Annotated in this window: 16 protein-coding genes; 10 read left to right on the top strand and 6 right to left on the bottom strand. The window is 51.2% G+C overall.

Translation table 11 applies throughout. The annotated features are described in order from the left end of the window. The first annotated feature begins 320 nt into the window (after positions 1-320). A complete protein-coding gene (locus tag KWG64_RS19975) occupies positions 321-791 on the top strand; it encodes a glycine zipper 2TM domain-containing protein (RefSeq protein WP_218522935.1) in 471 nt (156 codons plus the stop codon). 113 nt (positions 792-904) lie between these two features. Here the strand turns inward: KWG64_RS19975 and slyA are convergent, their stop codons facing one another. Next, complete coding sequence (gene slyA / locus KWG64_RS19970; protein ID WP_152325734.1) at positions 905-1,339, bottom strand: transcriptional regulator SlyA; 435 nt, start codon at positions 1,337-1,339, stop codon at positions 905-907. Positions 1,340-1,533: 194 nt separating this feature from the next. On the opposite strand from slyA, the gene KWG64_RS19965 reads away from it, so the two are divergent. From KWG64_RS19965 to KWG64_RS19955, 3 genes are read left to right on the top strand one after another with little or no spacing between them, the layout of a single operon-like run. Then, positions 1,534-1,758 (top strand): DUF1656 domain-containing protein, encoded by a 225-nt coding sequence (locus KWG64_RS19965; RefSeq protein ID WP_152326335.1) that lies wholly within the window; start codon positions 1,534-1,536, stop codon positions 1,756-1,758. Positions 1,759-1,760: 2 nt separating this feature from the next. Continuing rightward, a complete protein-coding gene (locus KWG64_RS19960; RefSeq protein WP_195814466.1) occupies positions 1,761-2,618 on the top strand; it encodes an HlyD family secretion protein in 858 nt (285 codons plus the stop codon). A gap of 9 nt (positions 2,619-2,627) precedes the next feature. After that, on the top strand, positions 2,628-4,679 hold the full coding sequence (locus KWG64_RS19955) for an FUSC family protein (protein ID WP_218522934.1): 2,052 nt from the start codon (positions 2,628-2,630) through the stop codon (positions 4,677-4,679). A gap of 20 nt (positions 4,680-4,699) precedes the next feature. On the opposite strand, the gene KWG64_RS19950 is transcribed toward KWG64_RS19955, so the two are convergent. Both KWG64_RS19950 and KWG64_RS19945 read right to left on the bottom strand, forming a co-directional pair. Continuing rightward, positions 4,700-5,596: an aldo/keto reductase family oxidoreductase gene (locus KWG64_RS19950; RefSeq protein ID WP_218522933.1), complete on the bottom strand. Its 897-nt coding sequence runs from the start codon at positions 5,594-5,596 to the stop codon at positions 4,700-4,702. Between the two features lie 132 nt (positions 5,597-5,728). Further along, entirely contained in the window at positions 5,729-5,968 is a 240-nt protein-coding gene (locus tag KWG64_RS19945; RefSeq protein WP_218522932.1) for a DUF1289 domain-containing protein, read from the bottom strand. Between the two features lie 402 nt (positions 5,969-6,370). Between KWG64_RS19945 and KWG64_RS19940 the strand changes: the two genes are divergently transcribed. The 3 genes from KWG64_RS19940 (at position 6,371) to rnt (ending at position 8,852) form a co-directional block, all read left to right on the top strand. Then, a complete protein-coding gene (locus KWG64_RS19940) occupies positions 6,371-7,462 on the top strand; it encodes an alkene reductase (RefSeq protein ID WP_218522931.1) in 1,092 nt (363 codons plus the stop codon). Between the two features lie 162 nt (positions 7,463-7,624). Continuing rightward, positions 7,625-8,032, top strand: coding sequence for a lactoylglutathione lyase (gene gloA / locus KWG64_RS19935; RefSeq protein WP_152325728.1), 408 nt, complete (start codon positions 7,625-7,627; stop codon positions 8,030-8,032). A 136-nt stretch (positions 8,033-8,168) separates the two neighbouring features. Further along, positions 8,169-8,852, top strand: coding sequence for a ribonuclease T (rnt, locus tag KWG64_RS19930; RefSeq protein WP_195814461.1), 684 nt, complete (start codon positions 8,169-8,171; stop codon positions 8,850-8,852). 112 nt (positions 8,853-8,964) lie between these two features. On the opposite strand, the gene KWG64_RS19925 is transcribed toward rnt, so the two are convergent. Then, positions 8,965-9,306, bottom strand: a complete 342-nt coding sequence (locus KWG64_RS19925) for a Grx4 family monothiol glutaredoxin (RefSeq protein WP_015697793.1) — start codon at positions 9,304-9,306, stop codon at positions 8,965-8,967. 463 nt (positions 9,307-9,769) lie between these two features. Between KWG64_RS19925 and KWG64_RS19920 the strand changes: the two genes are divergently transcribed. After that, positions 9,770-10,672, top strand: coding sequence for a C40 family peptidase (locus KWG64_RS19920; protein WP_218522987.1), 903 nt, complete (start codon positions 9,770-9,772; stop codon positions 10,670-10,672). Positions 10,673-10,837: 165 nt separating this feature from the next. Here KWG64_RS19920 and KWG64_RS25910 read toward each other — a convergent pair whose 3' ends face one another. Beyond that, the gene (locus tag KWG64_RS25910; RefSeq protein WP_104922526.1) at positions 10,838-10,927 is read right to left on the bottom strand and encodes a YnhF family membrane protein; all 90 of its coding nucleotides are present in this window, start codon (positions 10,925-10,927) and stop codon (positions 10,838-10,840) included. 333 nt (positions 10,928-11,260) lie between these two features. Between KWG64_RS25910 and purR the strand changes: the two genes are divergently transcribed. Next, the gene (gene purR, locus KWG64_RS19910) at positions 11,261-12,286 is read left to right on the top strand and encodes an HTH-type transcriptional repressor PurR (protein ID WP_104922527.1); all 1,026 of its coding nucleotides are present in this window, start codon (positions 11,261-11,263) and stop codon (positions 12,284-12,286) included. 37 nt (positions 12,287-12,323) lie between these two features. On the opposite strand, the gene punR is transcribed toward purR, so the two are convergent. Then, positions 12,324-13,229, bottom strand: a complete 906-nt coding sequence (punR, locus tag KWG64_RS19905) for a DNA-binding transcriptional activator PunR (protein WP_218522930.1) — start codon at positions 13,227-13,229, stop codon at positions 12,324-12,326. Between the two features lie 136 nt (positions 13,230-13,365). On the opposite strand from punR, the gene punC reads away from it, so the two are divergent. Beyond that, positions 13,366-14,577: a purine nucleoside transporter PunC gene (punC, locus tag KWG64_RS19900; RefSeq protein ID WP_218522929.1), complete on the top strand. Its 1,212-nt coding sequence runs from the start codon at positions 13,366-13,368 to the stop codon at positions 14,575-14,577. Positions 14,578-14,753 lie beyond the last annotated feature (176 nt).

Here is a 14,753-nt window from a genome sequence, read left to right as displayed (position 1 = left end):
CTGAATTTTTTATTACGCCGTGTGATGACTTCGTGTTTTTCTTGTTACGGTTTTTTATTTTTGAAAATAAGTGTGCTGCAATAATCGCCAATAACAACATAAAGCGCAGGATAAAGCGCAGGAATTTTGATTTAACAGATGGCTGTCTAAAACTTAAACCTGCGTTTATTATTAGTTGAGTCCCTCTCCTGTATACTGGAGATAGTGAAGTGAATATGTGTTATGACACCCTCGACACTGATGTTGAACTGTGTACTGTTTTTTCTCTGTTGCTGCCGCTACTCTGAAAGATGTGCAGCAGCATAAAAAAGGAGCTCTTTATGATTAAGCGTTTACTCGTCGTCGCCCTTGCCGGTGCAACCCTTGCTGGCTGCGTCAACGATAATTCTCTGTCTGGCGATGTTTACTCCGCATCTCAGGCTAAGCAAATTCAACAAGTTACCTACGGGACTATCGTTTCTGCACGTCCTGTACAGATTCAGGGCGGAGATGATGCGAACATCGTCGGCGCTTTGGGCGGTGCGGTGCTGGGTGGCTTCCTGGGTAACACTGTCGGTGGCGGTACTGGCCGCAGCCTGGCAACCGCCGCAGGTGCCGTTGCCGGTGGTGTAGCTGGTCAGGGCGTGCAAAGTTCTCTTAACCGTTCAAACGGTGTGGAACTGCAAATCCGTCGCGATGACGGCAGCACAATTCAGGTTGTTCAGAAAGCAGGCCCGACCCAATTCAGCGTCGGTCAGCGTGTGAGCATGGCAAGCAGCGGCAGCACCATTACTGTCTCTCCTGGCGCCTGATAGCTTTCGCCGCAAAACAAAAAACCGAAGCCAATGGCTTCGGTTTTTTTTATGCGCCCTGCTTTTCCGGCAGAGCAAATACAACGCTGTGTGACGTAAAAAAAACGCAATTCTTATGATTTGCTTTGCAGGGAAGCGATATTTTTTTCCAACCGGGACAGCATTCCGCCCAGTTGTTCAATTTCTGCAGACGACATACCGGACAAAATTTCTTTGCGCGTGGAATCAATCACCGACTCCATCTCACTGATGATAGGTTCCGCTTCTTCAGTCAGCTTGATGCGTTTAGCACGGCGATCGCTGGCACAAGTCTGACGGGTGATCAGTTTCTTTTCTTCAAGCTGATCCAGCGTGCGGACCAGAGAAGGTTGTTCAATCCCAATGGCTTTTGCAAGCTGAATTTGAGACTGTTCAGGAGGTAACATATTGATATTATGCAGTGTTACCCAATGTGTTTGCGTGAGTTCCAATGGTTTTAGCCGATCGTCAATCAACGCACGCCAGGCACGAACTAATCGTGCTAGATCTGACCCCAGATTCGATTCCAATTATCCCCTCCTTATAATTAGCATGCTAAGATAACTCCCCAGAGTTTAGCTTAGTTTTAGGAACTTTAATCGAGAAATTACAATTCTATATATAATGGTAGGTACTATTGCATCCGGAAGCGGGTCGTCTGCTTCCAAGGGTAAACTTGTTTATAACACAATCACTGGCAGAGATTAATATTGTGAATGCGCAAATGTTTCACTCAGGCTTCCCCCTACCGGATCTGGTCCTGGGTGCCTCACTTTATTTCCCCCCGATGTTCAAAGCATTTTTACTGGGGCTGGTATTCTGGCTTCTGATACACCGGGTTCTGCGTGATTGGATTTATTCTGGTGAAGTCTGGCATCCCACCCTGATGGATTTATCCCTTTTTGTTATCTCTATTTGTGCCGCACTGATGCTTATGGTGAACATCTAAAAATGAAATTTAAGACACTCAAATATTTCTCTACCGTGCTGGTTTTTGCGGTCGCTATATGTGCGGGCTGGTGGATGTGGAATTACTATATGCAATCGCCATGGACGCGTGACGGCAAAGTTCGCGCCGAAATTGTTGACATCACGCCGGAGGTTTCCGGACGGATTATCGACATCAATGTTCATGATAATCAGTTCGTAAAAAGCGGCGATCCTTTGTTCAGCCTGGATCCGGTGCCTTTCAGAATCGCTGTCGACAATGCACAGGCGGCGCTGGCAAAAGCGGCAGCCGATTTAGCCAAAGCGGAACATGAGGCAACGCGCCGTCGCGGTCTGGGCACCAACGTTATTTCTGCCGAATCGCTGGATGAATCGAATATCAGCGCCAAAGCCATGCAGGCTGCATATCAGGCTGCTCAGGCGTCTCTGGAACAGGCAAAATGGAATCTGAGTAAAACCAATATTGTCGCCCCGACTGACGGTTATATAACCAATCTGCAAACCCGCAAAGGGAATTACGCCACCACCGGGACTCCGCTGGTGGGGCTGGTAGATATTCATTCTTTTTACGTACTCGGCTATTTCGAAGAGACGAAACTAAAAAGTATTCGCGAAGGCAGCCAGGCTGATATCACTTTATTTAACGGGAATATTCCACTTCAGGGGCGCGTCGAAAGTATTGGCCGCGCCATTTATGATCAAAGCCTGGATACGCCGTCGGATTTGCTGATGAACGTGAAACCTAATGTGCCGTGGGTTCGCCTTGCACAGCGCGTTCCGGTGCGGATTAAGCTGGAAAATGTCCCGGAACATGTCGTTCTGGTGGCGGGTACCACCTGCACCATTTCGATCCGTAATTAAGGCCCTGCCGTGAACCTTTCCTGGCTCGAGTGGAAAAATACACCGTGGGGCAAAGCGACCGGCGGCCAATGGCGATACGCATTGCGCAATTCCATCGCCATGATCCTGGCGCTGTATATCGCCTTTGAATTCCAGATGGATGAACCTTACTGGGCGCTGACGTCCGCGGCAGTCGTGAGTTTCCCCACCGTTGGCGGCGTTATCAGTAAAAGCATCGGGCGTATTATTGGCAGCCTGCTGGGTGCGGTGGGCGCAGTTTTTATCGCCGGACACTGTCTGAATGAGCCGTGGTTGTTTACGTTTTCTATCGCCGCCTGGCTGGGCGTCTGCACGTATATTTCCAACCACTATCAAAATAACGTTTCGTACGCCTTCGCGCTGGCCGGTTACACGGCGGCGATCATCGCGTTTTCGACCGTAGACGTGACCGACACAACGCAGATTTTTGATATCGCTCAGGCACGCGTCGGGGAAGTGATCACCGGCATTTTGTGCGGCGGTTTCATGATGATGGTTTTGCCAAGCACCTCTGACGGCGACGCCCTGCTCACTTCCCTGCGAAAAATGCACACACAATTGCTGGAGCACGCGCAGTTGCTGTGGCGGGCCGAAATCAATGAGCAGATCCGTACTTCGCATGAAGGACTGATCGGGCAAATTCTGACCATGAATCTGCTGCGCATACAGGCAGTCTGGAGCCATTACCGCCTGCGCCGCCAAAACAACGTACTCAATTATTTGCTGCATCAGCAACTGCGCATGACCAGTTACATTTCCAGCCTGCGCCGGATGCTGCTGAACTGGCCCCATCCGCCGGAAAATCTGGCTGACGTATTAACTGTTTTACTCGATGAACTCCGCAAACCGGACACGGATAAATATAAGCTGTCGAAAATCCTTCAGTGCATTAAGCCTCATGACACCGCAGATTTTCGCCATCAGGCATTCTGGAAGCGGCTGCGTGATTTTTGCTGGCTGTATCTGCGCAGTGAACGCTGGCTGCGCCGCGTTGAAAATGCCAATGCCGCAGAAGCAGAAACGCTGCAACCGCCAAAAATCAGCCATCTCGCTCAGCATACAGACACCGTTGAAGCCGCTTATAACGGCCTGCGAACGTTCCTGTGTATTGTTATCGGATGTGCGTTCTGGATGACCACGCAATGGGATTCCGGTGCCGGTGCTGTGGCGCTGACCGCCGTCAGTTGCGTGCTTTATTCCTCAACCGCATCGCCCATCGGCAGCATAACGCTGTTAATTAAATCGCTAGGCCTGTTATTCATTGGCTGTTTTTTACTGAAATTTGGCCTGATGGTGCAGATCGATAACTTCTGGGTGTTCTGCGCGTTCTTCCTGCCGATGCTGGTGACTATGCAGATGATGAAGCTGCAATACAAAAAGTACGCCGGATTGTGGGGCCAGATGATCGTGTTTATGGGCTCGTTTCTTGCCGTTACAAACCCGCCCGACTTCGATTACGGGTCGTTTATGAATGACGGCGTCGCCAAAATTGCGGGCGTCATGCTGGCGGGGATTGCGTTCCAGGTTTTACGCCCAAGTTCGGATAAACGTAAAAGCCGTCGCATTATTCGCGCACTGCGCCGGGACTTTATGGATCAGCTCAGCCGTAAACCTTCTCTGAGCCATTTCCAGTTTGAATCCCTGATTTACCACCGGATGAATCAGCTCAATCAAAGTAAAGATCAGCTTTCGCGCACCTGGCTGCTGCGCTGGGGCGTGGTGCTGCTCAATTGCAGTCACATCGTCTGGCAGCTACGCGAATGGGAAACAAGATCCGACCCGCTTTCTGCGGTACGTGATGTCTGTATTCATTGTCTGAAAGGCGTGATGACGGAACGTGGCGTCAGCCATGCAAATCTGGATGGTACGCTGGCTGAATTACTGCGTATGAGTGAATCACTGGCGCATCATCCTGAACCGGCGGCGCGCGATCTGGCGGGTGTCATCTGGCGTTTATATTGCTCGCTGTCACAGCTTCAACAGGCGATTTCAACGGATGACGGCCCGGCGGATCCTGCGCTTACTGCCACAAAACCCGCCTGACCGTTAAGACTCAAAACGGGTTACGGAACATCGTAACCCAGAGCCGCTTTACGGATGCGGAACCACTGCTGGCGCGTCATCTCAAGCGATAATGATTTCAGTGCTGACGCCACGCGTTCGATTTTGCCCGAGCCGATAATCGGCAACGGCTGTGAAGGCAGACGCATCACCCACGCATAAACCACCTGTTCAATGGTGTCTGCACCGGTTTCATTGGCCACGGCCTGAAGCTCGTCACGCAGAGGCTGGAATTCTGCCTCGCTGAACAGGCGACCGCCGCCCAGACAGGACCACGCCATCGGTTTGATACGCAACTGCTGGCAGAGATCTAAGGTTCCGTCGAGAATAGCGGGCTGATGAATCGGAGAAATTTCCACCTGATTGGTGACCAGTGAAAACGGCAGGCGCGACTGCAAAAGGCTGAACTGCGCAGGCGTGAAGTTGGAAACACCGAAGTGTTTCACTTTGCCACTTTTATGCAACTGCGTGAACGCTTCTGCCACTTCGTCGGCGTCCATCAGCGGATCAGGGCGGTGGATCAGCAGTAAATCCAGGGAATCCGTATGCAAAATGCTCAGAGATTTCTCAGCGCGTTCAACGATATATTTATGATCGGTAATGTAGTGACCAATCTTGTTGTCGGGGTTTGCTCTGGTGGCGATACCGCATTTGCTCACCAGCTGCATTTTTTCGCGCAGCGACGGTTTCAGACGCAGAGCCGCGCCAAACGCCGCTTCACACTGATAATCGCCGTAGATATCGGCATGATCGGCGGTCGTAATGCCCAGCTCGATATGCTGTTCCATAAACGCCAGCACCTGCTGCGGCGTCATATTCCATTCCATTAGACGCCAGTAACCGCAAATCAGTTTTGAGAAAACCGGGCCTTGCGGCGAAATCGGAGTGCGTGCTTCCATTATGATTCCCTTAAATTTTTCGTATTTTCAAGCGACAGAATACACAACGTCTGTGACGCTGTATTGATGCGAAGCGGAAGAATTGCAAAGAAGCAGACCGCCATCACGACCCTGACAATCTGCGTTACGTCTTCAGAACAGTTCGGGTTGTTCCGGCAGCTGTTCGTCCGGCTGTTTTCCGGCACGCTGCTGGCGCGCTAAACGTTGCTGACATAAGCGCAGCACGTGGCGTTTTTCCGTATCGGTCATTTTTATCCAGCCAAAACGTTCTTCGCGGCTGCGCAGGCAACCACGGCAATAACCACGTTCATCGGCCTGACAAATTCCGCGGCACGGACTGGGGATGTCGAAAAACTCAAGCTGCTGGGCCACACGCCCTCCGCAAATAACGGTGAACTTTTATTCAAGACGTTTTCCCGCCATCCCGCAAGATGATTTATCGCCCGATGTCTCAATCTTCAAATATCTGCAACACGGCGCTGCTACCTTACGCGTGGCTGTTTATTCTGTCTGAAAACAGCCCTACTGTTTCCCAGACAACAATAAGAAAACAGATGTTTGCCCTCACCTCAGCCGGCACCCGCCGGCTCTTTTTTCTTCATTTCTCGCCCACACAGTGATACTACGCAGGGTAAGTTTTTTCGAAAAGGCACCGTGCGCGTAGTCACAAGCGCCCCGGATACGATAGAAAGAGCCATGAATAAACGGTCGTATGCGGGGAGTACGCTCCATAATGTCATACCGATCAATCCCATAATTTCGGAGTTACTCAAAATGACTAAGCTTTTCACCCCTCTTGTTGTTGGTAAAAACATTCTGCCAAACCGCGTGTTTATGGCGCCACTCACTCGTCTGCGCAGCATTGAACCGGGTGATATCCCGACGCCGCTGATGGGTGAATATTACGCACAACGCCACAGCTCCGGCCTTATCATCACCGAAGCGACACAAGTTTCCTTCCAGGCGAAAGGTTACGCGGGCGCACCCGGCCTGCATACGCCGGAACAGGTTGCGGCCTGGAAAAAAATTGTTGCCGGCGTGCATCAGAAAAACGGCCACATCGCCGTACAGCTTTGGCACACCGGCCGCATTTCGCACAACAGCGTTCAGCCGGACAACCAGACGCCGGTCGCGCCCTCAGCGGTCAATCCCAATACGCGCACCAGCCTGCGTGATGAGCAAGGCCACGCCATTCGCGTCGATTGTCCGACACCGCGCGCGCTGGAGCTGAGTGAAATCCCAGGCATCGTGAATGATTTCCGTCACGCGGCAGCCTGTTCAGCAGAAGCCGGTTTCGATTACATCGAACTGCACGCGGCGCACGGTTATCTGTTGCACCAGTTCATGTCTCCGGCCTCTAACCTGCGTGAAGACCAGTACGGCGGCAGCATTCAAAACCGCACACGTCTGACCCTCGAAGTGGTAGACGCCGCCATTGACGCCATCGGTGCTGATCGCGTCGGTATCCGTATTTCCCCGATGGGCCCGTTCAACGGCCTGGACAACGGCCAGGATCAGGAAGAAGCGGCAATCTATCTGCTGGATGAACTGAACAAACGTAAACTGGCCTACCTGCACATTTCAGAACCTGACTGGGCGGGCGGCAAACCTTACACCACAGAATTCCGCGAAGTGATCCGCGCGCATTATCAGGGCGTGATTGTCGGTGCTGGCGCGTATACCGCAGAGAAAGGCGAAGAGCTGATCGAAAAAGGTTACATCGATGCCGTGGCATTTGGCCGCAGCTACATCGCCAACCCGGATCTGGTCGAGCGCCTGAAATCACATGCGCCACTCAATGAACCAAAACCTGAAACCTTCTACGGCGGCGGTGCTCAGGGCTATACCGATTACCCAACGCTGTAATCAATAATAAATTTTTACGCCTTCTTTGCGGCAGCCGATGCCCTCCGGTTGCCGCTTTTTTTGGTCAGTCATTCAGCAACTGATTGCCGTTTTACGGACAAAACGGTCACTATCAGTTAGGCTTGAAATAATAATCATCATCCTGCAAATAAAGAGGAAATTATGCGTTTACTCCATACCATGCTTCGCGTCGGCGATCTGCCACGTTCAATCAGCTTTTATACTGACGTTTTAGGCATGCGCCTGCTGCGTACCAGCGAAAATACAGAGTATAAATATTCACTGGCTTTCGTGGGTTACACCGAAGAAAGTGAAGGCGCCGTGATCGAGCTGACCTACAACTGGGGCGTAGACAGCTACGACATCGGTACCGCGTATGGTCACATCGCGCTGGGCGTAGATAACGTGGCGCAAACCTGCGAAGACATCCGCAATGCTGGCGGTAAAGTGACACGTGAAGCAGGCCCGGTTAAAGGCGGTTCAACCATCATCGCGTTCGTGGAAGATCCGGATGGCTACAAAATTGAGCTGATCGAATCCAAACATGCCGGTCAGGGTCTGGGAAATTAATCCTTTGCAATAAAGGCATTAACCACGGACAGGGGCGCTGATGCGCCCTTTTTTATTGCCAATTTCTCCGTGCCCCTGCAACGGGTGACAAAATTTGTCATAATGCGCGCTGAATTCGATGAAGATTAAGAAGCTAATGGCCGAGAATAGTGACATTAACGCCCTGAAAGGTCGTTTTCGTGGTTTTTATCCCGTGGTGATTGATGTGGAAACCGCCGGATTTAATGCCAAAACTGATGCGCTGCTGGAAATTGCCGCAATCACGCTGAAAATGGATGAGGACGGCTGGCTGCAAAGCGACGAGACCGTGCATTTCCACGTCGAGCCTTTCGAAGGCTCGGTGCTGGTGCCGGAAGCTTTGGCTTTTAACGGTATCGATCCGACCAACCCTTTGCGCGGTGCGGTCAGCGAATACGAAGCGCTACATGAGATTTTCAAAGTTATCCGCAAAGGGATGAAAGAGCAGAACTGCAACCGGGCGATTATCGTGGCGCATAACGCCAATTTCGACCACAGTTTCCTGATGGCCGCCGCCGAACGCGCGGGGCTAAAACGCAATCCTTTCCATCCGTTTGCCACCTTTGATACCGCCGCGTTAAGCGGGCTGGTGCTCGGGCAAACCGTGCTGGCGAAGGCCTGTATCAGCGCAGGTATTGTGTTTGACAGCAGTCAGGCACACTCCGCCCTGTACGACACTGAACGCACAGCAGAACTGTTCTGCGAGCTGGTGAATCGCTGGAAACGTCTCGGCGGCTGGCCGCTGGCACTTTCTGCGGATGAAAACGAAGCGGAAGAAGCGCCGGAAGAGAATCAGCAATAATTTTCGCGGCTTTCATGCGGTCGGAAGGACAAATAAAAAGAGCGACATAATGTCGCTCTTTTTTTACCGGTAACCCCGGGTCAGGCTGCCGGTACTTCTGAATCGCCCTGAATTACTCTTCAGAGGATTTGTATTTCTCAGCCGTTTCTTTGATCAGCTGTTGCAGTTCACCGCGCTGGAACATCTCAACCACGATGTCGCAGCCGCCAACCAGTTCACCATCAACCCACAGCTGCGGGAACGTTGGCCAGTTTGCAAATTTTGGCATCTCAGCACGGATATCCGGGTTCTGCAGGATATCAACGTAAGCGAAACGCTCGCCGCACGCAGACAGCGCCTGAACGGCCTGTGCAGAGAAACCGCAGCTTGGCAGTTTTGGAGAACCTTTCATGTACAGCAGAATCGGGTTTTCAGAAACTTGCTTCTGAATTTTTTCAATCGTTGGAGTGGTCATTTCTTGCTTCCTCAAGCCGGTACAGGCTGTCACGGTCATTACTCTTCACGCGCAGCACACAGAGACGGTGCGCAATCACAATGCTTTCTATTGTAACGATGGCTGCCACCAGATAAAAACGCCAATTTTTGTGGGGTCTTTCTCAATACTGGCATTTTCCTAAACAATCTTCAGCGCTTGCGTTAAGGCTCACATATTTAAAGATTCATCGAGAATAACATTTTTGCCGTTCCACGATAATGTCAGATTTGCAAAATCCCATTCTTTAACTTAAATAATAACATGATGAAAAGTGGTTATTTTTTTGACTAAAAATGGCGGTTATTTCGACATAAAAAAAGCTATTAACTTTTTCTCACAATATGATCTAGAATCGAGGCAATTCGTGCTTTTTTGTCTCGTTCTTTTAGGCAATACTCTGACATCCCTGATGTTTAACCCTACCACTCATGGTAACGAAGCTATGCGCTTACTGTTCACGCTTTTTGTGCTGCTCTTTACCCAGCTGTTTCTGAATATGGCTCATGCGTCGCCACAGACTCGTGTCGCGGCCGACCAGCGAAAGAGTCATGTTAACCAGGTCACGCCTGAAGAACGCCGAAAGCGAAAAACGGCAGCCGCGAAAACCAGCAAGAAAACCAAAGTCGCGCCGGTTTCAGAACCTAAAACTCAGGAAAAAAATTCGAAGAAGAAAGTCAAAAGCACTGAACTGGTTAAGCGAAAGACGTCTTCTGAAAAAACAGTAAAAACGACGCGGGCCGAGAGTAAAAAAGAAAAAACACTCAAGACAACACGGGCCGAGGCGAAAGCAGGGAAGCAAACGAAAACCCGCTCTCTCGCTAAAAACAGCAGTGAAAAGGCCAGTAAAAAAGAAGCGTATGGCCGCCACCGCAAAGGCAAAAAGTTACGTGAAGAAGACAGTAAACCGATAACGCTCAGCGCCACACACAAGAAACGTTATCAGCACGCACAACAAACTGCGATGACCAAACTGATGCACCAGGTCGGCAAACCTTACCGCTGGGGCGGAACGTCACCGAATACAGGTTTCGACTGCAGCGGACTGGTTTACTACGCATACAAAGATTTGATCCGCATTAAAATGCCCCGCACAGCGAATGAAATGTACCACTTGCGCGATGCGGCTCCGGTCAAACGGGGTGAATTAGAATCCGGCGATCTGGTTTTCTTCCGGATTAATAACCGAGGCGCCGCAGACCATGTCGGTGTTTACGTAGGAAACGGGAAGTTTATCCAGTCACCGCGCACCGGCGAAGACATTAAGATCACCTCACTGGGTGACGATTACTGGCAAGATCATTATGTAGGCGCACGTCGGGTAATGACCCCTAAGACGATCCGATAATAAACAATTCGTTAAGTCTGAAGTTTCGCTAATCAGCCATTGAATAGCATTTAACGAAGAGTTTCTGCAGGGAAGAGTATCGGCGGAACGGGTGACTGCGTAAAATTGAAAAGGGCGATTCCTGTTATAGGTAATCGCCCTTTTTTATTGCGGCTTTCACGCAAATCAGTTCATCACTGCGGTGAAGCTGAAAGCAATAATCACGAGCAAAGCGCAGACCGTAGTGATCAAAGAAAATTTCAGGTTGCTGTCCATCAAACCCCCTTACGGATCAAATTGTGGCGTTCGTTTAGCCACACTAAATGTGTGCCAACGCATTTTCTCACAATTCGCATTTAAAATCTTGTGCTGAATGACAACAGGTTCATGACAATTTTACTTCCACTTTCCTGCATTATAAGTGAAAATTGTCGGTTACCACGCCTGTGTGCCGGTCGATTTCACCCGAGAGCATTTCACGCCTCACTCTGAAGAATCCACCCAACGATTTCACTGCCCTTTTCGAAGTCAGCAGTTAAATCCACGCAAGCAAACGATTAACATAATGCTAACGTGCTGAAACACGTGAGCACAGGAGTCATTTTTTACATGGCAACGATTAAAGATGTCGCAAAGCGCGCTGGCGTTTCCACCACAACCGTGTCGCACGTCATCAATAAAACCCGTTTCGTCGCCGAAGAAACCCGAGCCGCGGTTCTCCTTGCAATCAAAGAGTTACACTATTCTCCCAGCGCCGTGGCACGCAGCCTGAAGGTCAATAACACTAAAACTATCGGCCTGCTGGCAACGTCCAGTGAAGCGCCCTACTTCGCCGAAGTGATTGAGGCCGTGGAAAACAGCTGTTTCTCAAAAGGCTATACGCTGATTTTGTGTAACTCGCACAATAATCTGGAGAAGCAACAGGCCTACCTGCAAATGCTGGCGCAAAAGCGCGTCGACGGTTTACTGGTGATGTGCGCGGAATATCCGGACGAATTGCTGAACATGCTTGAAGAATACCGCTCCATCCCGATGGTTGTGATGGACTGGGGCGAAGCGCGTAAGAATTTCACCGACAGCATTATCGATAACGCGTTCGAAGGCGGTTATATGGCCGGACGTTATCTGATTGAACGTGGTCATCGTGATATCGGCGTGATCCCGGGGCAGCTGGCGCGAAACACCGGCGGCGGCCGTTTCCAGGGCTTCGTGAAAGCACTGACGGAAGCCAATATTCCTCTTCGTGAAGAATGGGTCGTTCAGGGCGACTTTGAGCCGGAATCGGGCTATCAGGCCATGCACAAAATTCTGATGCAGAAAAACCGTCCGACGGCCGTATTCTGTGGCGGCGACGTGATGGCAATGGGCGCAATTTGTGCCGCCGATGAACTGGGCCTGCGCGTACCGCAGGATATTTCCGTGATTGGCTATGACAACGTGCGTAATGCGCGCTATTTCTCGCCGGCACTGACGACAGTTCATCAGCCAAAAGAACGTCTGGGCGAAATGGCATTTACCATGCTGCTGGACAGAATTATCAGCAAACGCGAAGAGTCGCAGACCATTGAAGTGCATCCGAAACTGGTTGAGCGCCGTTCCGTGGCCGACGGCCCGTACCGCGATTACCGCCGTTAACTTTCATTAAACGCCTGTGCCGCAGGCGTTTTTTTTGTCAGTCGCGCAACCATTCCCGGTTCATCGTTTCCGTATCGCCCATGTATTCCAGCAGCCACGCCAGCGAAGGCGACGGATTGCTCTGATCCCACGTCAGGCAGCACGGGCTGTCCGGAAATGTATTTTCCAGCGACAGAACCTGCAATTTCTGCTGTTCAATCCAGGGCGTCACGCGGTGAACCGGCATCATGCCTACGCATAAACCTTCATTCAGACATTCCAGCGCACACGTCCAGTCGGGAACCACCAGCCGCCGCTGGTTATCCAGCGTCCAGGTATCGCGTTTCGGCAATGTCCGCGATGTATCTTCCAGGCAAAGCGCCGGATAAGGCCGTAACTGATCGTCACTCAGTGTTCCCGACGTCTGCGCCAGCGGATGTTGTGCGCTGACCACACAATGCCAGTCCATAAAACCCATATCGCGGAAATTGAACCGTCCTCCGACGGGGATCGCCCGCGTCGCGCCGATGGCGACATCCGCCCGCCCGTCTACCAGCGCGTCCCAGACACCGTTAAAGACTTCAGAATGAATGATGAGTTCGGTATCCGGGAAATGGCGATAGAAATCCAGCACCAGCCGCCGCGTCCGCGCGGGTCTAACGATACGGTCAACGGCCACCCGTAATTCTCCGCGCCAGCCGTTGGCGACCTGCTGACACTGGCGGCGGGTCGCTATCATTTTTTTTGTCAGAACGCGTGCTTCATCGACAAAAACTTTACCGGCAGGAGTCAGAACAACGTCGCGGTGTCTGCGTTCAAACAACGGAACAGCCAGCCACTGTTCAAGCTGACGAACGGTGTAGCTGATGGCAGAAGGAACCCGGTGCAAGTCCTGCGCAGCAGCGCTGAAACTGCCTGTTCGGGCGACAGCATCGACCACTTCAAGAGCATATTCTGACCACATCGTTTAGCCTTCAATATTTTTGATAGCAGATTGCAAATATTAGCGTTTCACAAGCCTGTTATCAAAGCGTTAAACTCCGCATCCGATACGATTTCCGCGTCAAATCATCTGCAATAAATAAATTAAAGAGACAATAATGAAACCCTCACTTGGATTTATGCTCTATCTTGCCGGGCTGAGCATGCTTGGCTTTTTAGCGACAGATATGTACCTTCCGGCCTTCAGTGCAATGCAAACCAGCCTGATGACCAGCCCGGGGATGATCAGTGCCAGCCTGAGTATTTTCCTTGGCGGATTTGCCATCGGCCAGCTGTTGTGGGGGCCACTGTCCGACAAGATTGGCCGCAAACCGGTATTGCTGATTGGCTTGGCGCTCTTTGTTGTCGGTTGTCTGGGCGTGCTGTGGGTTGAGAATGTCCGCGCCCTGCTGGCTCTGCGTTTTCTGCAAGCTGTCGGCGTCTGCGCCGCCGCCGTCACCTGGCAGGCGCTGGTGGTGGATCGCTTTTCTGCCGATGTTGCTAAAAAAACCTTTGCCAGCATCATGCCGCTGGTTGCGCTTTCCCCTGCTCTGGCACCTTTACTGGGCGCCTGGGTTCTCAACCATTTTGACTGGGAAGCGATTTTCGTTCTGCTGACCGCTGTGGCAGCTATCTTACTTATCACCACGTTCACACTGCGTGAAAATGCGCCAAAGGCTCATGCTCCTGCTGATAAAGCCGGTTTCGCAAAGCTTCTCGCTTCGCGGGTTTACAGCGGTAACGTGATGATTTATGCCGCCTGCTCTGCTGGCTTTTTTGCGTGGCTGACCGGTTCCCCGTTTATTCTCAGCGACATGGGATATTCCCCGGGCGTGATTGGCCTGAGCTACGTCCCGCAGACTATTGCTTTCCTACTGGGCGGTTTTGGATGTCGTGTGCTGATCAGCAAAACGGATGGGAATAAGGTCCTGCCGTGGCTGCTGGCAGGTTATGGCATCAGTGTGGCGGGTCTGTTCGGCGTGGCTATATTTACTGATGCGGGGCTGGTGAGTCTGTTAATTCCGTTCTGTCTGATGGCTTTGGTGAATGGCGCGATTTATCCCATTGTTGTCGCAAATGCATTAATGCCATTTCCTGCTAATACAGGTAAGGCCGCGGCGTTGCAAAATACCCTGCAGTTGGGTCTGTGTTTCCTCGCGAGTTTGCTGGTTTCCGCATTTATTGTGCAACCACTCATGGCGACAGTCACCACGATGCTGTCTACACTACTGTTGGTAGTTTTAGGCCGCTGGCTGTCACAGCGTCAGGAAGAAGGGCAATCTGGTGAACAGGAACCGGAGCAGAAACAGCAGGCACGGCATGCGAATTAATAGTGATAATGACTTTAAGTAACAATCACTTAATGGACATTTACATTCGCAGCGATTAACTATTGAGAATGCCAGCCGGCGAGCCTATACTCAACTGAACCCAATAAAATAGCATTTTTACAATACTTTTATTACATACTTAGCGTCGGCGCGAGGATCGCGTCACACTATTTATT

Source organism: Rahnella sp. PD12R (assembly GCF_019200965.1).
In the GTDB taxonomy this organism is placed as follows: Bacteria; Pseudomonadota; Gammaproteobacteria; order Enterobacterales; family Enterobacteriaceae; genus Rahnella; species Rahnella laticis.
The sequence above is the reverse complement of the archived record's forward strand: the minus strand, read 5'-3'. Positions and strand labels throughout refer to the sequence as shown.